Annotated in this window: 22 protein-coding genes; 10 read left to right on the top strand and 12 right to left on the bottom strand. The window is 64.1% G+C overall.

All coding sequences use genetic code 11. The features are described from left to right. Positions 1 to 30: 30 nt before the first annotated feature. Complete coding sequence (locus QFZ91_RS32700) at positions 31 to 987, bottom strand: LysR family transcriptional regulator (protein ID WP_429569731.1); 957 nt, start codon at positions 985 to 987, stop codon at positions 31 to 33. A gap of 512 nt (positions 988 to 1,499) precedes the next feature. On the opposite strand from QFZ91_RS32700, the gene QFZ91_RS32695 reads away from it, so the two are divergent. Beyond that, positions 1,500 to 1,790 carry a hypothetical protein gene (locus tag QFZ91_RS32695; protein WP_429569730.1) on the top strand — a complete coding sequence of 97 codons (291 nt, stop codon included), beginning with the start codon at positions 1,500 to 1,502 and terminating at the stop codon, positions 1,788 to 1,790. Here QFZ91_RS32695 and QFZ91_RS32690 read toward each other — a convergent pair. Beyond that, positions 1,735 to 2,787, bottom strand: a complete 1,053-nt coding sequence (locus QFZ91_RS32690; protein WP_429569729.1) for an NAD(P)-dependent alcohol dehydrogenase — start codon at positions 2,785 to 2,787, stop codon at positions 1,735 to 1,737. The two genes, QFZ91_RS32695 and QFZ91_RS32690, sit on opposite strands and share 56 nt — an antisense overlap. Positions 2,788 to 3,125: 338 nt before the next feature. On the opposite strand from QFZ91_RS32690, the gene QFZ91_RS32685 reads away from it, so the two are divergent. Next, complete coding sequence (locus QFZ91_RS32685; protein WP_176384610.1) at positions 3,126 to 4,094, top strand: AraC family transcriptional regulator; 969 nt, start codon at positions 3,126 to 3,128, stop codon at positions 4,092 to 4,094. Here the strand turns inward: QFZ91_RS32685 and QFZ91_RS32680 are convergent. From QFZ91_RS32680 to QFZ91_RS32670, 3 genes are read right to left on the bottom strand one after another with little or no spacing between them, the layout of a single operon-like run. After that, complete coding sequence (locus tag QFZ91_RS32680) at positions 4,091 to 4,897, bottom strand: molybdopterin-dependent oxidoreductase (RefSeq protein ID WP_429569728.1); 807 nt, start codon at positions 4,895 to 4,897, stop codon at positions 4,091 to 4,093. The genes QFZ91_RS32685 and QFZ91_RS32680 overlap by 4 nt on opposite strands. Next, positions 4,894 to 5,544, bottom strand: coding sequence for a cytochrome b/b6 domain-containing protein (locus QFZ91_RS32675; protein ID WP_429569727.1), 651 nt, complete (start codon positions 5,542 to 5,544; stop codon positions 4,894 to 4,896). Before QFZ91_RS32675 ends, QFZ91_RS32680 begins: the two co-directional genes overlap by 4 nt. 43 nt (positions 5,545 to 5,587) lie before the next feature. Further along, complete coding sequence (locus QFZ91_RS32670) at positions 5,588 to 6,217, bottom strand: hypothetical protein (protein WP_429569726.1); 630 nt, start codon at positions 6,215 to 6,217, stop codon at positions 5,588 to 5,590. Between the two features lie 246 nt (positions 6,218 to 6,463). On the opposite strand from QFZ91_RS32670, the gene QFZ91_RS32665 reads away from it, so the two are divergent. The 3 genes from QFZ91_RS32665 to QFZ91_RS32655 all read left to right on the top strand — a co-directional run bounded on the left by QFZ91_RS32665 (position 6,464) and on the right by QFZ91_RS32655 (position 8,939). Then, entirely contained in the window at positions 6,464 to 7,135 is a 672-nt protein-coding gene (locus tag QFZ91_RS32665; RefSeq protein WP_176123114.1) for a heavy metal response regulator transcription factor, read from the top strand. Beyond that, on the top strand, positions 7,132 to 8,532 hold the full coding sequence (locus QFZ91_RS32660) for a heavy metal sensor histidine kinase (protein WP_429569725.1): 1,401 nt from the start codon (positions 7,132 to 7,134) through the stop codon (positions 8,530 to 8,532). The genes QFZ91_RS32665 and QFZ91_RS32660 overlap by 4 nt, the downstream gene beginning before the upstream one ends. Before the next feature lie 104 nt (positions 8,533 to 8,636). Then, complete coding sequence (locus tag QFZ91_RS32655; RefSeq protein ID WP_176384599.1) at positions 8,637 to 8,939, top strand: putative quinol monooxygenase; 303 nt, start codon at positions 8,637 to 8,639, stop codon at positions 8,937 to 8,939. Between the two features lie 57 nt (positions 8,940 to 8,996). On the opposite strand, the gene QFZ91_RS32650 is transcribed toward QFZ91_RS32655, so the two are convergent. The 4 genes from QFZ91_RS32650 to QFZ91_RS32635 all read right to left on the bottom strand — a co-directional run bounded on the left by QFZ91_RS32650 (position 8,997) and on the right by QFZ91_RS32635 (position 15,020). Further along, positions 8,997 to 10,475 carry a diguanylate cyclase domain-containing protein gene (locus tag QFZ91_RS32650; RefSeq protein ID WP_429569724.1) on the bottom strand — a complete coding sequence of 493 codons (1,479 nt, stop codon included), beginning with the start codon at positions 10,473 to 10,475 and terminating at the stop codon, positions 8,997 to 8,999. A gap of 115 nt (positions 10,476 to 10,590) precedes the next feature. Further along, positions 10,591 to 11,028 carry a GntR family transcriptional regulator gene (locus QFZ91_RS32645; RefSeq protein WP_429570930.1) on the bottom strand — a complete coding sequence of 146 codons (438 nt, stop codon included), beginning with the start codon at positions 11,026 to 11,028 and terminating at the stop codon, positions 10,591 to 10,593. Between the two features lie 844 nt (positions 11,029 to 11,872). Continuing rightward, positions 11,873 to 14,458, bottom strand: coding sequence for an adenosylcobalamin-dependent ribonucleoside-diphosphate reductase (locus QFZ91_RS32640; RefSeq protein WP_429569723.1), 2,586 nt, complete (start codon positions 14,456 to 14,458; stop codon positions 11,873 to 11,875). A gap of 274 nt (positions 14,459 to 14,732) precedes the next feature. Then, positions 14,733 to 15,020: a DUF3331 domain-containing protein gene (locus QFZ91_RS32635; protein WP_013091570.1), complete on the bottom strand. Its 288-nt coding sequence runs from the start codon at positions 15,018 to 15,020 to the stop codon at positions 14,733 to 14,735. A gap of 343 nt (positions 15,021 to 15,363) precedes the next feature. Here QFZ91_RS32635 and QFZ91_RS32630 point away from each other — a divergent pair, with 343 nt between their 5' ends. Then, complete coding sequence (locus tag QFZ91_RS32630; protein ID WP_429569722.1) at positions 15,364 to 16,458, top strand: AI-2E family transporter; 1,095 nt, start codon at positions 15,364 to 15,366, stop codon at positions 16,456 to 16,458. A gap of 7 nt (positions 16,459 to 16,465) precedes the next feature. Here QFZ91_RS32630 and QFZ91_RS32625 read toward each other — a convergent pair whose 3' ends face one another. Together QFZ91_RS32625 and QFZ91_RS32620 are read right to left on the bottom strand one after the other, a co-directional pair. Then, complete coding sequence (locus tag QFZ91_RS32625) at positions 16,466 to 17,344, bottom strand: alpha/beta hydrolase (RefSeq protein ID WP_429569721.1); 879 nt, start codon at positions 17,342 to 17,344, stop codon at positions 16,466 to 16,468. A 122-nt stretch (positions 17,345 to 17,466) separates the two neighbouring features. Next, the gene (locus tag QFZ91_RS32620) at positions 17,467 to 18,579 is read right to left on the bottom strand and encodes an OpgC domain-containing protein (RefSeq protein ID WP_429569720.1); all 1,113 of its coding nucleotides are present in this window, start codon (positions 18,577 to 18,579) and stop codon (positions 17,467 to 17,469) included. 526 nt (positions 18,580 to 19,105) lie between these two features. Between QFZ91_RS32620 and QFZ91_RS32615 the strand changes: the two genes are divergently transcribed. Together QFZ91_RS32615 and QFZ91_RS32610 are read left to right on the top strand one after the other, a co-directional pair. Next, complete coding sequence (locus QFZ91_RS32615) at positions 19,106 to 20,284, top strand: porin (RefSeq protein ID WP_176368831.1); 1,179 nt, start codon at positions 19,106 to 19,108, stop codon at positions 20,282 to 20,284. 426 nt (positions 20,285 to 20,710) lie between these two features. Continuing rightward, positions 20,711 to 21,682, top strand: a complete 972-nt coding sequence (locus QFZ91_RS32610) for a peptidoglycan DD-metalloendopeptidase family protein (RefSeq protein WP_429569719.1) — start codon at positions 20,711 to 20,713, stop codon at positions 21,680 to 21,682. 251 nt (positions 21,683 to 21,933) lie between these two features. Here the strand turns inward: QFZ91_RS32610 and QFZ91_RS32605 are convergent, their stop codons facing one another. Continuing rightward, positions 21,934 to 22,332 carry a hypothetical protein gene (locus tag QFZ91_RS32605; RefSeq protein WP_176384589.1) on the bottom strand — a complete coding sequence of 133 codons (399 nt, stop codon included), beginning with the start codon at positions 22,330 to 22,332 and terminating at the stop codon, positions 21,934 to 21,936. A gap of 350 nt (positions 22,333 to 22,682) precedes the next feature. Here QFZ91_RS32605 and QFZ91_RS32600 point away from each other — a divergent pair, with 350 nt between their 5' ends. After that, positions 22,683 to 23,138, top strand: coding sequence for a (2Fe-2S)-binding protein (locus QFZ91_RS32600; protein WP_368598570.1), 456 nt, complete (start codon positions 22,683 to 22,685; stop codon positions 23,136 to 23,138). Position 23,139: 1 nt separating this feature from the next. Beyond that, positions 23,140 to 25,392: a molybdopterin cofactor-binding domain-containing protein gene (locus QFZ91_RS32595; RefSeq protein WP_429569718.1), complete on the top strand. Its 2,253-nt coding sequence runs from the start codon at positions 23,140 to 23,142 to the stop codon at positions 25,390 to 25,392. The last annotated feature ends 4 nt before the right edge of the window (positions 25,393 to 25,396 follow it).

Here is a 25,396-nt window from a genome sequence, read left to right as displayed (position 1 = left end):
ACGCGCGAGCGCCGCGCGCCCGCACCCGCTTTATGCGGGATGCAGGCCGCGCAGCAACTGACGCACGCGCGACAGATCCTGCTCGACGTGGCCGGCCTTCTCGAACAGCTCCGCGAGCCAATCGACGAACGCGCGCACGCGCGGCGACACGCGGCGGTTTTTCACGTACGCGACCGAGACCGGCATCGGCACGGGTTTCCATTGCGGCAGCACTTCATGCAGCAAGCCCGAGTCGAGGTAAGGCTGTGCGGCGATGCGCGCGGGCTGGATCATGCCGAGGCCTTGCAGTCCGCAGGTGAGGTACGCCTGTTCGTCGCTGACCTGCACGAAGCCGTTGAGCTTGACCTTGCGCGCTTCGCCGTCCACTTCGAAATCGAAGTCGCATTCGCGGCCGCTATGCGGCGACACGCAGTTGACCGCGACGTGCGCGCGCAGCTCGTCGAGATCGGCTGGCGTGCCGTGGCTGGCCAGATAGGCTGGACTCGCGCAGGTGACCTGATCGAGCGTGCCGAGTTGGCGCGCGACGAGATTGGAATCGGGCAATTCACCAAGCTGGATGCTGCAGTCGATTGCTTCGGAAACCATATCGACGGTGCGGTTGCTGACGCCGATCGCGAGATCGAGGTTCGGGTAACGGGCGTGGAACTCGTCTAGCGATGGAAGCACGATTGCGCTTGCTACTGCGCTCGGCATTTCTATGCGCAGGCGGCCGGTCAGGTTGTCGGTCGAGTTGCGGATGCTGGCTTCCATTTCGTCGATGTCGGCCAGTATTTGCGCGCAGCGTTCGTAATAGGCGGCGCCTTCTGGTGTGATGCTCAGGCGGCGGGTCGTGCGGACTAATAGCGCTGTTCCTAGCAGGGCTTCCAGGTTCTGTACGATCGTCGTCGCGGTTGCGCGCGGAATGTTCAATGACTCCGCTGCGCGGGTGAAGCTGTTGGTGTCCACGATTCGGATGAATGTGCGCATTGCAGTTATTCTGTCGATCACTGGGATGCTCCAAATGAGGTTTCTCTTTTTTTGCCTGCGGCGGGTGGTTTGTCTTTGTTCTTTGCGGTGTTGGCCTTTCCTTGATTTGTTGTCGGTCTATTAGCGTTGCCCCTGTGCGGGGCGGCACCTACTTTCTTTGCTGCTGCAAAGAAAGTAGGCAAAGAAGACAGCTCAAACCGCTAATTCTTAAGCGGGCACCGTGCCCCACAAGCGGCAGTGGTGCATCTGGAATCCGTGCCCCCCACATTCGACGGCAGTGACAAAGCCGTCATCCATCCCACTCCGCACTACGTGCGTCGCGGACCGGTATGCAGGGGAAACCAGTGTGTTTTTTTGTGTTAGTGGGGCCATCGGCTGCGCCTCGGCGACACGCTGAAACAACCAATGGTGAGAACAGTGCTTCGGCGCGCGCAGCGCCGCCGGAGGTATGACTGCCTTGTCACTAACGCGAAATGCGCGAGATGACAGATTCCAGATGCACCACTACCTCACGCGGACCGAGGGACCCGCTTATGAGCTTGCGGTTTGAGCTGTCTTCTTTGCCTACTTTCTTTGCAGCAGCAAAGAAAGTAGGTGCCGCCCCGCACAGGGGCAACGCTAATAGACCGACAAGAAATCAAGGAAAGGCCAACACCCTAAGAACACAGAAAAAGCGCGAAGGCAAAAAAACACAACAACAAAACAAAACAGAACCTCGCGCCGCGGGCGCAAAAAAATGCCACCCGCTGCGCGGACAAAAAAAAGCAACTATTTCCGCAGGGAATCCATATCAACCACAAACCTGTACTTCACATCGCTCTTGAGCATCCGCTCATAAGCCTCATTGATCTTCTGCATCGGAATCATTTCAATATCCGAAGTAATGCCATGCTCCCCGCAGAAATCGAGCATTTCCTGCGTTTCGGCAATACCGCCAATCAGCGAACCAGCAAGGCGCCGCCTCTTGAAGATCAGATTGAACACCTGCGGCGACGGATGATCGTGCTCCGGCGCACCGACCAAGGTCATCGTCGCATCCCGCTTCAGCAGATTCAAAAACGGATTCAGATCATGCTGCGCCGCCACCGTATTGAGAATGAAATCGAAGCTATTCACATGCGCTTCCATCTCCTGCGGATTCTTCGAAACAACAACTTCATGCGCGCCAAGCCGCTTCGCATCCTCGATCTTCGACGGCGACGTCGTAAACAGCACGACATGCGCACCCATCGCCCGAGCCAGCTTCACACCCATATGGCCGAGTCCGCCGAGGCCGACAATCCCGACCTTCTTGCCCGGGCCCACGCCCCACGTGCGCAGCGGCGAATACGTGGTGATGCCCGCGCACAGCAGCGGCGCGACACCCGCAGGGTCGAGATTCTGCGGCACGCGCAGCGTGAAAGCTTCGTCGACGACCAGTTGCGTCGAATAGCCACCGTACGTGATCTGTCCGTCGACGCGATCGACACCGTTGTACGTGCCCACCCAGCCGTTCTCGCAATACTGCTCGAGACCTTCCGCGCAGCTCGAACAGGTGCGGCACGAATCGACCAGACAGCCGACCGCGACCAGTTCTCCGACCTTGTACTTCGTTACGTTCGGACCGACCGCGGTCACGCGGCCCACGATTTCGTGGCCCGGCACAACCGGGTAGATCGTGTTCTTCCATTCGTTGCGCGCCTGATGCAGGTCGGAATGGCACACGCCGCAGTACAGCACTTCCATCTGCACGTCATGGGCGCGGGATGCGCGGCGCTGGAATTCAAATGGGGCGAGCGGCGTGGTGGCGTCGGTCGCTGCATAGGCATACGTCGTGCTCATGGGTAAACTCCAGCAAAGAGGGTGATGGCGCAACATGCGACGCGCCGGCGATGCGCAACACTGGGTTGCGGATGCGGCGGGCCGCAGCATGAACCGGAGTCGGGGCGCGTGCGTAGGTGGCCAACATCAGCGTCCAGCAGACTGATGGTGGCCAATTACCGCGCACGCTGCGCGCGGCGAAAAGGGCGATCCGGCAGGGTTCCCATCTTAGGAGTCCGGCACCCGCCGGGGAATACCTGATTGTCTTGAAGGTTTGCCTAAAACTCTGGAGGAGCAGCGCGATACACTGTTTGGTGCTAAATTCCAGGCATTATTCTCCTGGCTGTCACCATATCGTCATGTCCACTCAAGCTGTCGATTACGTCACGAACGATGCGGCGCAGCGCCGCGTGCTCGAACTGTTCAACCTGCTCGCGCCGAATCCCGGCATCACGCGTTCGAGCCTCGAAGGCGTCGACCTGCTGCGCGCGAATCAGCCGATGGCGCGCAGGCCGGTGATGTACGAGCCGAGCATCGTGATCGTTTGCCAGGGACGCAAGCGCGGCTTTATCGGCGATCAGGTGTTCCAGTACGACGCGCAGCAGTACCTGGTGTTGTCGGTGCCGTTGCCGTTCGAATGCGAGACCGAAGCAAGCGAACAGGAGCCTTTTCTCGGCATTTCCGTGCGCGTCGATCTGACGATGGTCGCCGAGTTGCTGATGGCGCTCAACGAGACTCAGGGTATCGCGCAGCACGAACCGGCCGGCATCTACTCGACGCCGCTCGATCCCGCGCTGAGCGGCGCAGTGAAGCGTCTGATGGAAGCACTCGCAGCGCCGCTCGATGCGCGCATCCTCGCCCCTGGAATCGTGCGGGAAATCTGTTATCGCGTGTTGACCGGCGAGCAGGGCGGCGCGATTCGCGCGGCGCTCACGCACCAGAATCACTTTGGCCGCATCGCCAAGGCGCTGCGGCGCATTCATGCGGACTACCACGGCTCGCTCGATGTCGATACGCTCGCAGCCGAGGCCGGTATGAGTCTCGCGGTGTTTCATGCGCAGTTCAAGGCTGTCACCGCGACGTCGCCGATGCAGTACGTGAAGACCACGCGTCTGCATCACGCGCGTCTGTTGATGGTGCAGGATGGCTTGAATGCCGGCGCAGCCGCCGCGCGGGTCGGGTACGAAAGCGCGTCGCAGTTCAGCCGCGAGTTCAAGCGGCTATTCGGCCTGAGTCCCGGCGACGAGGTCAAGCGCATGCGCGCCGCTCACGATGCGCCGCTGCCGCGCGCGCACAAGCCGGTGCCGCGTTATGTGACCGCGGTCTAGAGTCCGCTGAACCAGTTGTAGCCCTGATCTTCCCAGTAGCCGCCGGGGTTCGTGTTGGTCACGAAGATCGCGGCGATATGCTTCGGGTTCTTGAAGCCGAGCTTGGTCGGCACGCGCAGCTTCAGCGGATAACCGTATTTGGCCGGCAGCGGCGCGTTGCGGAAATCGAGCGTCAATTGTGTTTGCGGATGGAGCGCGGTCGCCATGTCGAGGCTCGAGTAATAGCGGTCCGCGCATTTGAAGCCCACGTAGCGCGCGCTCAGATCGGCGCCGATCAGTTGGAGAAAGGTGCGAAACGGTACGCCGCTCCATTGTCCAATCGCGCTCCATCCCTCGATGCACACGTGACGAGTGATCTGCGAAACTTGCGGCAATTTGCGCAACTGCTCGAGACTCCAACTGCGCTTGTCCGCGACGAGCCCCGACATTTCGAGCCGAAAGCTCGAGCCGTCGATATCGGGTGCATCGAACTCGGGATAGAACGCGTTGAACGGAAACGGATCGGTGATATCGCGCGCGGCATAGGTCGGCGCTAGCTTGTTGCGATTGAAGAGCCACGCCTGCACGCGATCGTTCCAGCGCGACATCGCCCACAGCACTTTGTCCACTGAATCATTGTCCTGCAGATTGCAGCCGGACAGCATCGCGAGCGCGCCAATGGATAGCGAGGAGCGCAGAAATAAGCGGCGTTGCAATTGCTCGATTTGCGGCCGGTGCTCGGCAAGCACGATGCATGAGCGGCGCGCGCCGTCTGTGTTGGCGTGTGTATCGTTCGCCGTGTCGGTTCGTTGCGGGGCGCTCATGCGCGAGTCCTCCGAGGGACTTGATTGATCCGATGCGTGCGGTGCCGGGCGCGTCCGGTGAACATCGGCGGCAACGTGCGCGGCACCAGCAGCACCAGCAGCACATGCACGACGACGAAGCCGACCACGCCGGCCATCGCGACGAAATGCACGCGCCGCGCAAAATCGAAGCCGCCGAACAGCGCGGTCAGCCACGAGAACTGCACCGGCTTCCAGATCGACAGTCCCGATGCGACGAGCAGCACCCCGAGCAGCAGCACCAGCAGATACAGCGCGCGCTGCACGGCGTTGTACCGGCCGGTCTCGTGCGGCAGTCTGAAGCGCAACGCGAGCGCCGCATCGCGCGCCACGTCGCGGGCACGCACCGGCAGCAGCTTGCGACGCAAATGGCCGCTGGCGACGCCGTAAGCGAAATAGAGCAGCCCGTTCACGCACAGCAGCCACATCGCCGCGAAGTGCCATGCGATCGAGCCGCCGAGCCATCCGCCGACCGTCGCCCCTACGGGAAACCGGAACGGAAAGATCGGCGACGCGTTATAGATTGCCCATCCGCTCATCACCATGCAGACCATCGCGAACGCGTTGATCCAGTGCGTCACGCGAACGAAGAGAGGATGAACGATCAGAGCTGCTTGCGAGTCGGGCATTGGCTTCAAAGACGAGAGGGAGGAAGACGAAAGAAGTGCCGCGTTACATCGGCGGCGTCACGCCATGCTCACCGGCCGAAATGAAATTCGCCGCCATCGAGCCGTCTGCCTCCTTGTGCGCAAACAGCACGACCTTCGCGCCGGGCGTCAGCAGCGCGCGGCTGCCAGGCTCCAGACTGACGATGGGCACATCCTGCGGAATCACGATCTTCTTCTCGCCGTCCTTGTACTTGACGGTGATCGTGCGGCCGTTGCTGACCACCAGCGAGCCGACCGTGCCGTTCGTCATCGTGCTGTTCGCGCCGAGATCCCACGGTCGATGACCTTCGCCCGAGCCGCGCATGCTCGGCGGGAACACATGCACTTCGAGCGCTTTCAGCGTGCCGTCGGACTGCGGAATCGCGGCGGTGCCGACATAGCTGTCCGGCTTGATGTCGGTGACGTTCGCGAGCGTGACGCCGCGAATCGGCGTGTCGGCGGCGAGCTTCACGTCGACGTCCTGGCCGTCGCGCGTGTGGACTTTGAGCAGATCGCCCGACAGCGACGTGACCGTGCCGCGCACGCCGGTCGGCACGGCAGTCTGGGCCAAAGCCGCGAACGTCGTAGCGAACAGCGCGGCGGCGAGTGCGGGGACGGCGAGGGCGCGCAGCGTGCGTGCGCGGACAGTGTTCATGCGTGTCTTCATCAGGCAACTCCAGGAAAGGGATGCAGCGTGGTGGATGGTGCTTTCAGACTAGCCGCCACATCGGCTCATCAAGGTGACGGGAGGATGACAAAAACGTCATCAATGGCCGACGGCGGCCACGTAGAATGGCCGCCGGGGAGCGTCGCAAGTTTTTTCGAGCGCTCCCGTCAGGCGTTTATTGCGCGCGCGAGCCCGGCCTTGCGGGTCGAGTCGTGCGCAGGAGCGGCGAGCAACATGAGCATTCTGGTTATCGAAGACGATCCGAAAACCGGCGACTATCTGAAGAAGGGCCTGCGCGAGAACGGCTACGCGGTAGACCTCGCGCGCACCGGCACGGACGGCCTTCACCTGGCGCTCGGGCACGACTACGAACTCGTGGTGCTCGACGTGATGCTGCCCGGCATCGACGGTTGGGAAATCATGCGGGCGTTGCGCGCGCGACGCGATTTGCGGGTGATTTTCCTGACCGCGCGCGATCAGGTCAGCGACCGCATTCGCGGTCTGGAACTCGGCGCCGACGACTATCTGGTCAAGCCGTTCTCGTTCACCGAGTTGGTGCTGCGCATTCGCACGCTATTGCGCCGTGGCGTGATCCGCGAAAGCGACGTGTTCGAAGTCGCCGACTTGAAGCTCGACGTATTGCGCCGCCGGGTCACGCGCGAGGGCGTCGACATTCCGCTGACCAACAAGGAGTTCATGCTGCTGCATCTACTGGTGCGCCGCGAGGGCGAAGCGCTGTCGCGTTCGCAGATCGCGTCGGAAGTGTGGGACATGAATTTCGATAGCGACACCAACGTGGTCGACGTGGCGATCAAGCGCCTGCGCGCGAAGGTCGATCACCCGTTCGAGAAGAAGCTGATTCACACGGTGCGCAGCATCGGCTACACGTTTGGCGACGGCGCATGAGACTCTGGACCGAACGCTCGCTGATCGCGCGCACCACGTTGCTGTTCGCGCTAATCGCCTGCGCGGTGATCGGTTCGCTCGGCGCGTATTTCTATCATTCCGCCGAAGTCGCGCTGCAACGCCGCGCCGATGTCGTGCTGAGCGGCCGCGTCGAGCATTTCAGCCGCATCGTGCACGACCTTTACTCGGTCAGCGAACTGAAGAAGCGTCCGCTGCTGTTCGAGACGATGCTCGGCGCGGAGGAGGACGTGCTGATCTTCCGGCGGCCGGGCGAAGCGCCGTTCGTCGACGTGAATCCGGGCGGGCTCGCGGTGCCTGATTTGCCGCTCGCCCCGGCAGGTGATCCGCCGCGCGCCACCGACGTTCGTCGGACGCACCTTCCCGACGGCGTGCCGGTGCATTGGGCGATCGCGACCGCGACAGCGCGCGAGGATGGCACCGAAGTCGAGGTGATCGCCGGCCATCCGATGACACATGAAATGCGCATGCTGGCCGAGTACCGCAACCGCATCGTGCTGGCGGCGCTGACCGGCATGCTGGCCGCGACGCTGCTCGCTTACTGCGTGCTGCGCCGCGCGCTGCGACCGGTGCGCGAGATCGCCACCCGCGCCGCGCAAATCAGCCCGACGAATCTGGCGGTGCGGCTCGACGATCGAGCGGCGCCGGTGGAACTGCGTCAACTCACGTACGCGTTCAACGCGATGCTCGATCGTCTCGCCGACGGCTATCAACGCCTGCAGCAGTTTTCCGCCGATCTCGCACACGAGATTCGCACACCGGTCGGCGCGCTGGTCGGCCAGACCCAGGTGGCGCTCGCGCAGCCGCGCGAAGCCGACGAGTATCAGCAACTGCTCGAATCGAATCTGGAGGAGCTGAATCGCCTGAGCCATATCGCGGAGAACATTCTGTTTCTCGCGCATGCGGACCATGCGGCGTTGTCGATCGAGCGGCAGCCGGTCGATCTGCATGGCGAGCTCGTCAGAATCGCCGACTATTTCGAAGGCCTGGCCGACGAACGCGGCATGCGTTTCGAAGTCGACGCGGCAGGCATCGCGTCGGCCAATCCGATGCTGTGCCGCCGCGCGATCAACAATCTGGTCGTCAACGCGGTGCGTTACGGCGCGGGCGGCACGATCGTGCGCCTTCGCGGCGAGCAGGACCAGGCGGGCGCGCTGGTGACGGTCGAGAACGAGGGCGAGCCGATTCCGGCCGCGCAACTCGACCGGCTGTTCGATCGCTTCTATCGCGGCGACGCGGCGCGCAGCGCGTTCACGGAATCGAACGGACTCGGGCTCGCGATCGTGAAGGCGATCATGCATCTGCATGGCGGCAGCGCGCGCGTGGTGTGTCCGCTGCCGGGCGTGGTGCGTTTCGAGCTGCGCTTTCCGGGCGCGTGACCTGCTCGCGGGGTAGGTCCGGCGCCGCGTCAGACGCCGCCGCCTATACTTTTCAAAGCGCTTTGAAAGGATCGTTCGCTGCCGACCTCACCAGGAGTCGCATCATGGTCAAGCTCGCTTTGTATGTCCGTCTGGAAGCCAAGCCCGGCAAGGAAAAGGAAGTCGAGGCGTTTCTGCTCGGCGGCCTGCCGCTCGTCGAGCAGGAACCGGCCACCGCAGCGTGGTTCGGTCTGAAGCTCGGTCCGTCGATCTACGCCATTTTCGATGCGTTCGACGACGAAGCCGGCCGCGACGCTCATCTGAACGGCAAGGTCGCGGCCGCGTTGATGGAGAAGGCGGCCGAGCTGTTCGCGTCGCCGCCGAGCATCGTCCGGCTGGATGTGCTGGCAGCCAAACTGCCGGGCTGAGTGAGCTCGAGCGACGAGCGTTGCGCCGGCGTGGCGAACGCCTGACGCCCTCGGCCGTTACTTCGCCGCCGCCTCCACGCCCGGCTGCGCGTCGTAGTGCGCGCGCTTTTCCTCATACATCAGCAGATCGGCGCGCTGCACGCCCGCTTCCAGCCGATCGCCGCGCTGGCAGGTCGCCGCGCCCATCGAGAAGCTCAGCGGCGAGCCCGGATAGAACTGGTTGTTCATCTCGACCAGCTGGCGAACCGCGTCGATCATCGCCGCGCCACCGCGCTCGTCGGTATCGGGCATCAGGATCGCGAACTCGTCGCCGCCGATCCGCGCCGCGTGGAACGGCGACTCCATCGCCTTCACGAGCACCTCGCCAGCCCGCCGCAGCAGCGCGTCGCCGGCCGCGTGGCCGAGCTGATCGTTCACGCGCTTCAGGCCGTTCAGGTCGGCCATGATGATCGTGACGGGCCACGGTCCCTTGCGTTCCAGCCGGTTCAGTTCGTCGACGTAGAACGAGCGGTTGCGCAGCTTGGTCAGCACGTCGTGCTTGCCGAGAAATTCCAGATAGGCCTCGGCCTTCTTGCGCGCGGTGATATCGGTCAGCGCGACGAGCACGAGATCCCAGTCCCGCTCGTGGCCGGGCAGCACCGAGAATTGCAGGTGTACGTGAACCTCGTTGCCGTCGAGTGAATAGTTGAGCACCTCGCGCTGCTGGAACAGCTTGTTGTCCCACAGGTCGATCAACTGCTCGCGGAAATGCGGGCGCATCTCGTCGCGGAACACGTCGGCGAGGCGCGCCAACAGCGTCTTCTTGTCCTTCGCGCCGAACATACCGAGCGTGTGGTGGTTGACGTCGAGCACATGGATTTCCGCCATGCAGCGTTCGACGAACTCGGGATGGACGTCGGTAAACACCCGGAAATCGTTGATGCCGGCCGCGCGCGCGCCGTCGAGCAGGCGTTTGACCGCGCTGAAATCTTCGACCCACAGCGATACCGGCGAATGTTCGAAGAGCCCGCGCGCGTATTCTTCCGCTTCCACGACACGGCGCCGCGCGCCTTCGAGCTCGGTGATGTCTTCGGTCGACACCAGCACGCGGTCCCAGCGTTGCTCGTGACCGGGCAGCACCGCACCCTTGAGCAGCACGTCGAGGCGCCGTCCGCCGAGCGTGTAGTTGACCGTGTGGCTCGTGAAGCTCGACTGGCCGGCCAAGAGCTGGCACAGCTCCTCGAGGTGCGTTTTCAGCATGTCGTCGCGGAACACCGACGCGAGGTTGCTCGTCAGCGTGTCGAAATCGGCGGCCTCGAATTGCGTGAGCGTCTGCCGATTGACCTTGATCACGCGGATGCGGTGAGCGCATTCGGCAACGTGGAGCGGGTCTGCGGCGAAATGGGCGCGCAGATCGGTCACGCCCGCGGCTCGCCATTCATCGAACAACGCGCGCACGCCGCTGAAATCTTCGAGCCACAGCGACACCGGCGCGAGTTCGAACATTCCAGAGTCGTCGTTGATGGGCGCGGCGCCGCCCGTGAGGGTATCCAGCATGAGGTTCTCGGAATCGGAAGTGCGGCTATTTTAGACAGGTTGGCGCCGGCCGAAAATGAAAGACGATTGGCCTGTCGTTTTTGCGCAGATGTGCCTGGCGAGTGACGGTGGTCCGCTATTTCTGATCGTCGCGCGCCGCGCGCGTGCCGATGTACTCGTACTCCTCGGTATTGAGCCGCGAAATGCGCAGTTCCACCGCGCTGCGGTGATACGAGTACGCGATGCGCCGAATCTCGAGCAGCGGCGCGCCGACATCGACGCCAAGCTGCGCGCTTTCGAGCTCATTGGCGAGCGCAACGCTCACACGCTCATCGGTCTCGACCACGTTGATGCCGAAACCGTCCTGATAGAAGTTGTACAGCGTGTTCGGCCGGTTGCGCAGCTTGCTTTCGGTCAAGCCGGGAAACAGCGCTTCGGGCACGGTGATATGTTCGATCAGCACGGTCTTGCCGTGCAGCGCGAGCCCGTTGACGAACTGCAGCACGCGCGCGCCGGTCTCGATACCGAGCGCGGCGACCGCCTCGCGCGACGCTCGCGCCTTCTTGAACTCGATCAGCGTGAAAGCATCGTGCTACGAAATGAATCTGACTTGACTTGTCCTGACACATTGATTCTGGGTCTCAAATTCGGTGCGCGTCGAGTCACAGCCACCTTTCAAGGAGTGACCCGTCTAGGGCTCGAGAACGGCGGTACAGTCAATATCGTGCTGTCGATGGAGAGGGCACGGCCGAACACGCAAGTTGAAGCACTTGCACGCAATCTGTTGAAGTGCTCATTGCCGGGTAAAAGAACAGCTCAACACATTGTCTATCTGCATCCGACTGCCGGCTTTGCGATCGCTATAGAGTTCGATTTGTTCATCATCCGGGAACATGCAAAGTGGAGACGAATATGCCGCCCCTCACAAGTCGTTTTTTTTGTGCCTCTCTCTTCGGCCGCTTCTACAATCAACCCGCCATGCCGGAGACATGCGCCGCCCACTCTTCCTTCATCGGGCAGCGCTGTTCGAGCAGGTCAGTCTTGTGATAGGCCACATCAACCTTGTTCGCAACCATATGCGCGAGCGCGCACTCGACAAAATTCCAGTTAAATCTTCAGTCCCGGTCATAACCATAAAATGAGCGAACCAGATACCGAAACGACAAGCCCAAAAGAGTTTGCTGCCGAATCCATCGTACAACGCGGCCCGATGCGGCAGGGCAACTATCCTGCACGTCGTCGAGCCAAAATCCTGCATTGATCTCGGCGAGGGGAACAGCAGGCGCATCGTTTTAGCCCGGGTCGACGCGGCGGCTGAATGCGAACTTTTCGGACCTCACGGCCTAGATTAGTTGCCACGGTCGCTTTGCGACCTTATGGGGGTACTCACATCCGCGCCGCTCGCTCCCAACCTGCCACTACCCGCACGCCCCCACCTCCCCGCACGCGGTACAAAAATCGCAGCCATCCTTGCGAATCACCGCATTCGCGCCACACGAAGCGCATTTGCGTCCGAGCATCGTGTGCAGCCCTTGCGTGCCGTTCGGCTGCAGCAACGCGTCGGCGCTATCCGCCGGATTCGGACGCAGGCCGAAATCGGCGGACAGCGCCAAGTCTGTTTTCATTTGTCCGCGGGGCAAACGCGCAAGCATCCGCGATGCGATCTGATTGCCCTCGGCGTCGAGAAAGCCGCGTCGATAGAGGATCTGCTGGATCGCGAACGCGAGCGCCGCCACTTCGGAATCGTGCCAGCGCGGTGCGCGATGACCGTCGAGCCGCTGCACGTCGCCAAGCCGCACCTGGCCGCGATCCCACGACACCTTGCGCATATCCTGCAGATTGCGCGCGACGAAGCCGCCGCGCGCGGCCAGCGACAGCGAACGCATCGTCGCGGTGATCCATTGCTGCGACTCGTCGCGCTGACCGACCGGAATGAAGAACTCGATCGGCCGCTCGATCGTCACGTCCTCGCCGCCGAGCCGCCCCGTCACCTCGATGAACGACACCGCGACATACAGTGACTTCTTGCCCGCCTGCGTCAGATACTCGACCTTCTCGATGATCGCCGGCAATTCGCCCCTCGGCCGATGATCGATCGCGATACGCAGCGGGTCCTGATCCATCTCGGCGAGCGTGTCGTCGGCCTGCGCGGACGACACGCTCAGCACCGCGCCGAGCGTGTCGTTCGGGCGATAGGTGGCAAGGCCCTTCAGCCCGCTTTTCCATGCATCGAAGTAGAGGCTTTCGAACGCGTCGAACGGATAGTCGGCGGGCACGTTGACGGTCTTCGAGATCGATGTGTCGACGTACGGCTGCACGGCCGCCATCATGTCGAGATGGTCGCGCGCGGACATCTGCAGCGCGCTGACGAAATAGTCGGGCAGGCTGGTCACATCGCCGCCGAGCTCGCGATAAAGCCGGTATGCGTAGTCCTCGACGTCGAACGATTCGCGGCCGCCGTCGGCCATCACCTTCATGCGCGTATAGGTCCACGAGAACGCCGGCTCGATGCCGTTCGACGCGTTGTCCGCGAACGCGAGGCTCACGGTGCCGGTCGGCGCGATCGACAGCAGGTGGCTGTTGCGGATGCCGTCGCGGCGGATCGCCTGCTTGATGTCGTCGGGCAGACGCGATGCGAAGGTGCCGGCTTCCAGATAGCGCGCGGCGTCGAACAGCTCGAACGCGCCGCGCTCCTTCGCGAGTTCGACCGACGCGCGATACGCCTCGTCGCGCATCAACCGCGCGATGCGTACCGCGAAATCGCGGCCTTCCTGCGAGTTGTAGCGCAGGCCCAGCATCACCAGCGTATCGCCGAGGCCGGTGAAGCCGACGCCGATGCGCCGCTTCGCGCGCGATTCGGCGTATTGCTCGGGCAGCGGCCACAGCGTGACGTCGAGCACGTCGTCGAGAAAGCGCACCTGTGTGCGGGTGCGGCGTGCGAGGCCGTCCCAGTCGAACGATGGCTGGCGCCCCTGCATCTGCGCGAACGGATCGACGACGAAGCGCGTCAGATTGAGCGGTCCGAGGTTGCAGCAGCCGTAGGCGGGCAGCGGCTGCTCGCCGCACGGATTGGTCGCGCGGATCGTTTCGACCGCGCGCAGATTGTTGTCCTCGTTCATCCGCGAGATGAACACGATGCCGGGCTCGGCGACGTCGTACGTCGAACGCATGATGCGGTCCCAGATCGCGCGCGCTGGACGTTCGCTATAGACCCACAGGCCGTCATCGCGCTGCCGCACGTCGCCGGCCGCGCGCAGCGCCGGCGACGGCTCGGCGCGATGGACCAGTTGCCACGGCTCGTCGTTCTCGACCGCGCGCATGAATTCGTCGGTGACGCCGACCGACACGTTGAAGTTGTTCCAGCGCCCCTTCGAATGCTTGGCCTCGATGAATTCGAGCAGGTCCGGATGGTTGCAGTCGAGCACCGCCATCTGCGCGCCGCGCCGCGAACCCGCGCTTTCGACGGTGCGGCACGATGCGTCGAACACGTCCATGTAGCTGCACGGACCCGAGGCGGCCGAACTGGTCGTGTGAACCCGCGCGCCCTTCGGCCGGATCGCGGAGAAGTTGTAGCCGACGCCGCCGCCGCGGCGCATCGTTTCGGCCGCTTGCAGCAGCGCGACGTAGATGCCCGGCAAACCCTGTTCATCGACGCCCTGAATCGAATCGCCGACCGGCTGCACAAAGCAGTTGATCAGCGTCGCGGCGATGCCGCTGCCCGCCGCGCTCATGATGCGGCCCGCGCCGAGCGCGCCGTGGCGCATATTGTCGACGAACTGTTCCTCGACCGACGCTCGCAACTCGGGCGGCTCGGCCTCGGCGACGCCGCGCGCGACGCGGCGATACACGTCGTCGGCGGATTGCTCGTCGCCTTTCGCATACTTTTCGAGCAGCACGTCGAGCGAGAACTGCTGCGGCGGGATCAGCGAAGCGGGAGGAGCGGAGGAAGCGGGAGGCGTGGAAGCGGCGGTGGCCGCGCGGGTTTGCGGCGTGTCTTCTGCCATGATCGGCCCTCAAACGGCGTCGCGGCGGGCGCGGCGCGGTGGTGGAAGGCGCGCAGCCGGCGCCGGGTAGCGAGCCGGCAGTCGGGCGGGCGCAACGAGTCCACCTTAACGCACGAGGCGCGGGGCGGCAACCGTGAGCGGGGGCAGCGCGGCGGCGGATCATGCGATGCCGCGGCGGCCGGGCACACGGTCGTTAAGGGGCGCATGGGCGGAAGGAAGACAGACGAGGTTGAAACTCGCGCTCCGGCCGCGGTAGTCGGGAACGTTCCGTGCGTCAGGCCGCTTCGAGCAGCGGTTCGAGAATTTCCGCGCAGATCATCGCGGACGCATTCGATGGCGCCGGGCGCTCGGCCGGCTTGAACACCGGGTCACCGCGGCGGATCTTGCGGCGCGACACCGCGCAGGTGCCAGACGAATGCGCCGAGCGGCGGCGCCAGCGCTGTTCACCGTAGTGGCAGCGGCCCGGCTCGACCCAGCGGATCACCAGCGTCGTGTCGGAGCTCTCGAGAATTTCGATGCGTACGCCATTGCTACCGTCGAGGGGGATGGACTCCAGGGTCATCATCGACTCCGTATTGTGGAGTGGCGAATTTAGTCCCGTGCGCGCCGGATAGCCATTGTGTCATCGTTGAAACACCGTTCCGGAATTAGCAATAATCACACTTGACATTTGCGACTTGCTGAAATGACGGGCGTTGCAAGCATTTTTATGTGATTTTTTAATAATGCACGTTTTTGCAACGCTGTGTTGCCTATGGCGCGACGAGGAGGGCGGCCGGGAAAAGGGCGGCAACGCTTCCTTTAAGATGTTGAGTGTCGGGCGGCGAACTGAGCCGTCAGTGTAGCGGGTTTGAATTTTTCAGGTCGGCTCGTGCGCACACTGTTCAAAAAACACCAGAGTTCACATGATTCCACGCCCTCCCGCCGTCCCGCCCAACTCTCCCGAAACGCCGTCCGTCGCCGTCGAGCGCCAGAAAAAGCAGAGGGCCGCGTCGGTCGTGCTCTATATCGGGCTCGTGCTGCTCGCATTGTGGGTGGTGCGCGATTTCATCGTGGTGGTGGCGTGGGCGGCGGTCGTCGCGATTGCACTGTGGCCGCTGCTGCACAAGGTGGCGGGGAGCCGCTGGTTCAGGGGGCGCACGACCCTGCTCGCGACCGTCTTCACGCTGGCGATTGCCGTGCTCGTGCTGCTGCCGGTCGGGCTCGGCATCGCGCAGGCGCTGCGCGAGGCGCATGAACTGAACGAGTGGTTCCGCAGCGCGCAGGAGAACGGCATCCCGCTGCCGGACTTCATCAACCGTCTGCCGTTCGGCGTGCAGCAGATCAGCTCGTGGTGGCAGGCCAATCTCGCTCAGCCGCTGCGCGACTCGGCGGCGATGAAAGGCTTGCACAGCGAAACGGTGATGACGCTCGGCCGGCATTTCGGCGCCCGCGCCGCGCATGCGGCGATGGTGTTCGCGTTCATGCTGGTCACGCTGTTCGTGATTTTTCAGGCGGGGCCGCGTCTGTCCGGCTCGTTGCTGAAGGCCGCGCGACGCGGTTTCGGCGATAGCGGCGCGGACCTCGTCGCGCATATGGGGACCGCTGTGCGCGGCACCGTGTCGGGCTTGATCGTGGTCGGCGTCGGCGAGGGCCTGCTGCTTGGCGTCGCGTACTTCGTGACCGGCGTGCCGCATGCGGCGTTGCTCGGCTTCGTCACGGCGATCGCCGCGATGCTGCCGTTCTGCGCGCCCATCGTGTTCGGTCTCGCGGCGCTGTGGCTGCTCGTGCAGGGCTCGATGGTCGCGGCAGCCGGGCTGCTGATATTCGGCTCCGTCGTCGTGTTCGTCGCCGAGCACTTCGTACGGCCGGTGCTGATCGGCAACTCGACGCGCCTGCCGTTTCTGCTCGTGCTGTTCGGCATTCTCGGCGGCGCCGAGACGTTCGGGCTGCTGGGGATTTTCATCGGCCCCGCGTTGATGACGGTGCTGATGGTGCTGTGGACCGATCTCGTGGAATAGCGCCGGCTCAAGGCCGTTGATTGGACGGATGCTCCAGCGCCGGCGCCGGCGGCTTCACGCAGCCGAGCGTGTATTTGAGCGCGGCTGGCAATAGCGCGCTCCACACGTCCCACGTGTGGCCGCCGTCGATGATCCGCAGCGCCGCTGGATTCCCCGCAAGCCGCAAACGCGTGTACAGCAGCGACGCGTCCGCCTGGATATCGAGGTCGTCGTCGCCGGATGCGATGAACATCGGCAGGCGATACGGCTGGCTCATATAGCGGTCCCACTGCGCCGGATAGTTGAGCTCGTGCCAGATGCGCGGATCGAACTGATGCTCGCCGAACACGCCGACCCGCCGCGCCGCCGACGCGCGCGGCGGCTCGTTCGCGTAGATCGCGGGACTCAGCAGCAGCGCGCCGCAAAACATCTCGGGCTGCGTCAGCGCGTAGCGCAGCGCGCCGAAGCCGCCCATCGATACGCCGCCGATCATCCGGCCGCCGCGCTGCGTCGCGACCGCGTAGTGCGTTTCGATCTCGGGCAGCAGATCGCCGAAGAACGCGCTCTCCATCTTTTCCTTGCGGTCGACGTACCAGTCCGTGCCGCCTTGCGGCATCACGATCACGACCGGTGCAATCTCCTTGCGCTCGATCAGCGTGTCGGCGGCACTCTGCAGATGACCTTGCGCGAGCCAGTCGTTGGCGTCGCCGTTATTGCCGTGCAGCAGGTAGAGCACCGGCAGGCGCGGACCGTCCGCGCGATAGCCGGCCGGCAGGTAGATCGTGTAGTTCCAGTCGCGGCCGAGCGCATCGGAATGGAAGCTGCGGCTCGCGACCGTGCTCGCGAACGCGGGCGCGCCGACGGCGGAGGCAAGCAGTGCGAGGGCGAAACAGAGGAATCGACGCATGTCAGTGAGGATGGCCGGCTGGCGCGGGATTCGCGCGCGGCCGTCATCCTATCAGCATTGGCGCCAGATTTGAGATGGGAAGTGGCGGACAGGCGGACGGCGCTTTATGCGCGCAAGGTTCTTCAGCCCGAGGTCCGCAGCCGCCCGTCAACGAAGCGCGCGACGAAGCGCTTCAGCGGCTCCACGCCCAGCGCGACGGCAAACAGCGCGCCGACCGCGGCCGCATCGGCGAGCAGTCCGAGCGGATAGTTCAGGTAACCGTCGGTCGCCGCGTAGAGCACCGAGTCGATCACCAGCGAAATCACCGCGCCGGCAATGAAGCACAGCAAGCCCTGCCGGCCGATCAAGCCGACCCACGGCAGCCGCCCCGCGACCTTCTTCGCCCAGCCGAGCTCGATCAGATTGGCGACGAGCCACGCGATCGCGAGGAAGTTGCCCGCGCGCAGATAGGACAAATTCTGCTTGAGGCTTCCGGGAAGGGGCGCGTGCAGCAAAACCAGCTTGTAGTAGGCGGCGCCCACGACCACCGCGAACGCCAGCACGCTGACGAGCCAGCCGGATCGATGCGCGCGGGTTCGCTGATACACCGGCTGGCAGCGCGCGAGCACGCCGAGCACGAACAGCAGTTGCCACGCGAACGGGTTGAAGTCCCAGTGCATGTCGGGCGCGGCGGGCAGGTACTTGTTGATCGCCGGCGCGCCGGCCCACAGCGCGACGCTGCCGGCGACCAGCAGCCACGGCTTGCTGCGCGCGAGCGGCAGGATTGCGGGGACCAGCAGCGCGAAGAAAGCGTACATCGGCAGCACCGACGCGAGGTACGGCTGGCGGCGCAGCAGCACGATGTCGCGCAGTGCGGCGAGCGGCGTGTCGATCAGGTCGTCGAGATCGGTCGTGGCGAGATTCGGCCCGTCGATGCTGAATGCGGTGAGCACCGCGCTGACCAGCAGCATCAGCCCGGCGGTGACGAGAAACGCGCGATAGATCTCGAACGAGCGGCGCACGAAGCGGCCGCGCGCGATCGTCTCGTTGCGCCGCTCGGCGAGCGTCGCATAGGCGGTGGCGGTCGCGAAGCCGCCGAGGAACACGAACACTTCGGCGGCATCGCACAGCGCGTACGCATGCAGCGTCACGCGCGACAGAATGCTGCCGCCGATGTGATCGACCACGATGATCAGCAGAACCAGTCCGCGGAAAAAGTCCAGTTCGATCAGGCGGGAGGAGGGCTTGTCACGCATTGTTCGAGTCAAAAGCAGCCCCGTGCGACGGCGCGCTGATCCAGCGCGGCGGGCGTCTCACAAGGCTTTGTAATATGGGATTGGGTGCTGCGGCGGGAAGGCGATCCGGGTTGGCGTCGCCTGTGGTCCGCGTCGCCGACTTCGGCCGCCATTTCTGGGCGGCGGGTCAGCGGGCTGTAAAGATGACCTTCGCTGCGGCATCGAGTTCCGTTGCATGGCAGCAGAGGCAGGGGATTATATTTCTTTTTATGACAATCACGCAGCGAGACCGGCAGCCGCGGCTGCCGTTTACCTGAACCGACCTTACGAAAAAAGAGGAAACAACGCGCAGTGGAGAATTAGCAACATTCCCGCTGCTTGGCGCATCCACTCATGGACGGCCGGACGATGTCGTGTGAGGATTTCTGGAAAGCGCAGCCATTGGAGCAGTCCTCAGAACTGCTGGGAAAGTGATGAGAATAAAAAGCAAAGAGAACAAAGCGGCCGGATCGAGTTGTCCTATCACTCGAGGTGCAGGGAGATCATCATGAACAAGCAAGTGTTCGCGCTGGCTGTCTCCGTTGCTGCGTCTTCCGTTCTTGCCGTGCCTGCCGTCGCGCAGACTAGCGTCACGCTGTATGGCGTGATCGACGAAGGCATCAACTACACGAACAATGTCGGCCACGGCCATGTTTATGAACTCGCCAGCGGCCTTGCACAGGGGAGCCGCTGGGGCCTGAAGGGCGCCGAGGATCTGGGGGGCGGACTGAAGGCGATCTTCCAGCTCGAGAATGGTTTCGATCTGAATTCCGGGCGGCTCGGGCAGGGCGGCCGCCTGTTCGGCCGCCAGGCTTTCGTCGGACTCAGCTCGCAGGCGTACGGCACCCTAACGTTTGGCCGACAATACGATTCGGTCGTCGATTATCTGGCGCAGACCACGGCCAACGGCAATTGGGGCGGTCAGCTGTTCTCGCATCCGTACGACAACGACAACACCGACAACACGTTCCGCCTGAACAACACCGTCAAGTACACGAGCCCGTCGATCTCGGGCTTCCAGTTCGGCGGCACGTACAGCTTCAGCAACGACACCAGCTTCGCCAACAATCGCGCGTACAGTTTCGGCGGCCAGTACACATATGGCGGGCTGCTGGTCGCGGCGGCCTATCTGCAGGCCAACAATCCTGGCGGCAGTGCGAACGGCGCGGTCGCCACGAACGACGCCGGCTTCGTCGCGACGCGCATGCGCGTGTTCGGCGGCGGCATCACCTATACGTTCGGACCGGCGACGGCGGGCTTCGTCTACAGCAACTCGAACTATCTGGAGCCGACCGCAAACGGTTATCTAGGCATCGAGCCGTTAGTGCCGCTCGTGCCCGTCACGCCGCCGGGCGTGCTGCTGAACTCGCTCAAGTATCAGAACTTCGAGATCAACGGCAAGTACCAGATTTCGCCGGTGCTGTTCGTCGGCGCGCAGTACGTGTACACGATGGAAACCTACGACGCATCGAACGGCGGCGTGAAGCCGCGCATCCATACGTTCGGGCTGATGGCCGACTACAACCTGTCCAAGCGCACCGACCTCTATCTGCAGGGCGCCTATCAACAGGTCGCCGGCGATTCCACACTGTCGATCCTCGATTTCGCATTCATCCCCGGCACGCAGTCGCCGTCGTCGACGTCGAAGCAGGTCGTCGTGCGCGCGGCGATCCGGCATAAGTTCTAGTTCGCTGCTCGTCGAACGCGGATTGGCCAGCCTTCGAATTTCGAAGGCTGGCTTTTTGTGCTCTCCGCCTCGACCGATGACTATTCAAGTTCCCCCCGCATCTGCCGATAAGCCGAAGGTCAACGAGTCTGAACGCGCCGCGGCGAAGCGGCGATGTGTGCGTCGTTGATGTGCCCAAATACGTGCCGTCGTAACGCGGAAATACGGCTCGTAACGTCTGTATCAGAGTGTGTGGCGCGGCGCGTTTTTATTAAACGGCACTTTAGAATTCCGCCAGAAATTTGATCGGCAAGCAGGCACGGGGTGAGCGCCCTTCGAGGCAGCTTAGCCGTGTCGTCGGGAAGGCCACGCGGCCGAAGATCGCGCGCCTTGTCAGCGGCATCGGCGTATCCGGCTTGCGCATCTATACAGCAGGAGTCGGACAGAATGAGAAAGCGTTTCGACAGAACGATCTTGGCCGGTCTCGCCGGCGCATGGGTCGCGCTGGCCGTCAGCGGTTGCGCGAACGTCGGGCAGCCGAACGCGCAGAACGATGTGGCAAACAGCACCAACGCAGCGTCCGGCGTGCTGGCGGCGAATGCGACGGGAGCCGCGTCTGGCGATGCGGCGGCAGCCGCGCCGCTGTCGATCGATGCCAGCGATAACACGTCGCTGAAAAAGTCGCCGCCGCTCTTGTATCGGGTCAGGCGCGGCGACACGCTCGCGCGGGTCGCGCAGCGTCACCACATCAGCGTCAAGCAATTGCAGGCATGGAACGGGCTGAAGGCGTCGGCGCGGCTGAAGCCGGGGCAGGTGCTGCACGTCGCGTCGCCGGAGACGGTGCGCGCGGTGAAGGCGGCCAATGCGGCGGCCGCCGCGAAGGCGGCGGCGCGATCCGCGGCGCCGAGTGATTCACAAGCGACAGCGCCAACGTATTCACAAGCGACAGCGCCAACGTCGGCACAAGCTTCGACGCAGTCCGCCGCACCCGCTCCGGATGCCGCGGAAGTCCGCCAGGTCACGCGGGAAACCCGCCGGCATGCGAGCAGCGTGACGCTTGCATGGCCTGCCGCGGGCAGCGTCGTCGAAGCGTTTCAGCCGGGCGAAACACGCGGCATCGAGATCGGCGGTAAAGCGGGCGATCCGGTGCGAGCCGCCGCCGACGGCAAGGTGATGTACGCGGGCACCGGACTGAACAGCTACGGCAGCCTGATCATCGTCGAACACAACAAGGATTTTCTGACCGCGTATTCGCACAACCGCAAGCTGCTGGTGAAGATTGGCGACATCGTCCGCAAGGGGCAGCAGATCGCGGAGATGGGCGACGAGAACAACTCGCGTGTGTCGGTCGGGTTCGAAGTGCGGCACGACGGCAAGCCGGTCGATCCGCTGCGCTACCTGCCGCAGGGGCGCAGTTGAGCTTCGGCGTTCCCGCAAAAGCTCACCTTGAATTTATTCAGCTAACCCAGGTAATCTGCTTGGCCGCGCCTTCCAGGCGGTCGACAAATCGTTGCCAAAGTACCTTCACGTCAGAGCATTTCGCTCAATTTACGCAGAAGTACCGGCCATCGACGATGCCGCACCGACGTGCGGCCGCTTATCAACGGTGAGGAAATGCAGGAGCCGGCAAGCTGCGCACGCGCCGCCGCCGTGCTCCGCGCGAATCGCCGTTAGGTCGTTTGCACGCTGCGCAGCAAACGCGATACCTCGCCGTGGTAATGCAGGATCGCCGGATCGGCCTGCAACAGAGGCAGATAACGCGGCAGGAAGTGGTTGTTCGGTTGCTCGGGCGAGAACAGTCCGATCACGGCCTCGGCCGTCGCGAGACGGTCGCCGGCCTCGGCCTCCGCGTCGTCGAGAGTCTCATCGACGCTCGCGATCACCGTTGAAAGCGGTGTCAGCCAGCGAAACCCCGAACCGTTGATCAGCACCTGCAGGAATGCCGCCGGCGTCACCGGGCCGAACTCCTTTTCGTATACGGCGCGTTCGTGATCGAGAATCGCCTTGTGCAGCGCAAGCAATGGTCGGCGAACATCCGTGAGGAATTGAATACATTGCGGGTCGTTCATCGGCGGCTCCAGCGGCTGAGGTGACACGACGGAATCGCGCGTCGCAACACCACTCGGTGCGATGCAGCGGGTCGCGCGACGGATCGATCCATCGATGGTAACGCATCGCCCCAGTCGGTACATGCGATCCACCCCGCATAGCATGCGAGGTGCCGCCTGGCACCGCCAAAGCGCACTTCTTTCGACACGACTACAATCGGCCGGTTTTCTGTCGACACCCGCTCGATCACAGGCCGCTTTTCATCGCGGATTAGCGCGACATGCCGAACAAAACCGCGCATGTTCGCGCTCTGGTGCGGTGTCGCGATCTAAACCGCGTGACCACGACAACATCCCCACCGGAGCCGCTCATGACAACGCTCAATATCAACGGCGAAACCCATACCGTCGATGCCCCGCCCGACATGCCCCTGCTGTGGGTGCTGCGCGATCTCGTCGGGCTGACCGGCACCAAGTTCGGCTGCGGCATCGCGCAATGCGGCGCATGCACCGTGCATCTCGATGGCGTCGCGGTGCGTTCGTGCGTGTTCCCGGCGGCGGCGGTCGGCGACCGCAAGATCGTCACGATCGAAGCGGTCGGCGCCACGCCCACGGGCCAGAAAGTGCAGCAGGCCTGGCGTGAACTCGACGTCGTGCAGTGCGGCTACTGTCAGTCCGGGCAGGTGATGTCGGCGGCGTCGCTGCTGGCGCGCAATCCCAATCCGAGCGACGCGGACATCGACGCCGCGATGGCGGGCAACATCTGCCGCTGCGGCACCTATCACCGCGTGCGCGCGGCGATCAAGCAAGCTGCGAAGGGGGCCTGACATGTCCCAGGGATTGCTCGATGCGCAGAACGGCGCGCAGCCGACCGACACCAACACGCGGCATGCGCACGGCATCTCGCGGCGCACGTTCCTCAAATTCGGTGTGACGGTCGGCGCCGCGGCCGGCGGCGGTCTGCTGCTCGGCTTCAGCATGCCGGCCGCGAGCCAGGATCAGAAGGCGGCCAAGAGCGTGATCGGCGGCGATGCGAACGAGGCGCCGCAAAGCGGCGTGTTCGCGCCGAACGCGTTCATCCAGATCGACACCGCCGGCAAGGTCACGCTCGTGATACCGAAGGTCGAGATGGGTCAGGGCGTCTATACGTCGATTCCGATGCTGATCGCCGAAGAACTCGAAGTCCCACTCGACTCGGTCACGCTCGATCACGCACCGCCCAACGAAAAGCTCTTCATGGACCCGCTGCTCGGCGGGCAGTTGACCGGCGGCTCGACGTCGATCCGCTTCGCGTGGGAGCCGATGCGCCGCGCCGGCGCGACTGCGCGCATGATGCTGATCAACGCGGCCGCGCAGCAGTGGCAGGTCGATCCGGCCAGTTGCCATGCACAGGCCGGGCAGGTGGTCCACGCGGCCAGCAATCGCAGCGCGAGCTATGGTCAGCTCGCGCAGGCGGCGTCGGCGCTTCCCGCGCCGCAGAACGTGCCGTTGAAAGACCCGAAGGATTTCAAGCTGATCGGCACGCCGGCGAAGCGTCTCGATTCGCCGGAGAAAGTCGACGGCACCGCGCAGTTCGGCCTCGACGTGCGCTTGCCCGGCATGGTCTACGCGGCGATCGCGAACTGCCCGGTATTCGGCGGCACGCTCGCGAGCGTCGACGCGACGCATGCGAAGCAGATTCCCGGCGTGCGCGAAGTCATCAAGCTCGACAACGCGGTCGCGGTGATCGGCGACCACACGTGGGCCGCGAAGCGCGGTTTGCAGGCGCTCGATATCAAGTGGAACGAAGGCGCGGGCGCGCAGGTCTCGATGAAGCGCATCGTCGAAGATCTCGCGGCGGCCTCGCAACACGGCGGCGCGGTGGCGCGCAAGGACGGCGACGTCGGCCGCGCGTTCGGCGATGCGAAGTCGCGCGTCGACGCGGTCTACCAGCAGCCGTTCCTCGCGCACGCCACGATGGAGCCGGTCAACGCCACGGTCCACGTGCGCGGCGACGCGTGCGAAATCTGGCTCGGCTCGCAGGTGCCGACGCGCGTCGTCGATGCGGCGGCCGCGGTCACGGGCTTGCCTGCCGACAAGATCATCGTGCACAACCATCTGCTCGGCGGCGGCTTCGGGCGGCGGCTCGAAACCGACATGGTCACGCAGGCCGTGAAGGTCGGCAAGCAGGTGTCGGCGCCGGTCAAGGTGCTGTGGACGCGCGAGGAAGACATCCAGCACGACATGTACCGGCCGTACTACTACGACACGATCTCGGTCGGGCTCGACGCGAATGGCAAACCGATCGCGTGGCAGCATCGCATTGCCGGTTCGTCGATCATGGCGCGCTTTGCGCCACCCGCGTTCAAGAACGGGCTCGATCCCGACGCGGTGGAAGTCGCCGCCGATCTGCCGTACGACCTGCCGAATCAGCTGGTCGATTACGTGCGCGTGGAACCGCACGCGGTGCCCACCGCGTTCTGGCGCGGCGTCGGGCCGACGCGCGGCACGTTCGTCGTCGAGAGCTTCATCGACGAGCTCGCCGCGCACGCGAAGATCGATCCGGTGCAGTACCGGCGCAATCTGCTCGGCAAATCGCCGCGCGCGCTGAACGTGCTGAACGTGGCCGCGCAGGCCGGCAACTGGGGCAGCGCGCTGCCGAAGGGGCAAGGGCGCGGCGTCTCGGTGATGCACGCGTTCGGCAGCTTCTTCGCAATCGTCGTCGAGGTCGCGGTCGAGCAGGGCGAGGTGACGGTCAAGCGCGTAAACTGCGCGGTCGATTGCGGGATGTACGTGAATCCGAACACGATCGAGGCGCAGGTGCAGGGCGGCATCATCTTCGGCATCACGGCGGCGCTGTACAGCGAGATCACGATCAAGGACGGCCGCGTCGAGCAGAACAACTTCACCGACTACCGGATTTTGCGCATCAACGAGACACCGCCGATCGACGTGCATCTCGTGAAGAGCGGCGAGGCGCCCGGCGGCATCGGCGAACCCGGCACCGCGGCGCTCGCGCCCGCGCTGACCAATGCGATCTATGCGGCGACCGGCACGCGGCTGCGGCAATTGCCGGTTGGCCGTCAACTGCACAGCGCGTAACGCG

Origin of the sequence: Paraburkholderia sp. JPY419, assembly GCF_050435705.1 — a bacterium.
GTDB classification, from domain to species: Bacteria; Pseudomonadota; Gammaproteobacteria; order Burkholderiales; family Burkholderiaceae; genus Paraburkholderia; species Paraburkholderia youngii.
Note: the sequence above shows the minus strand (reverse complement) of the source record. Positions and strands in the feature narration are given on the sequence as shown.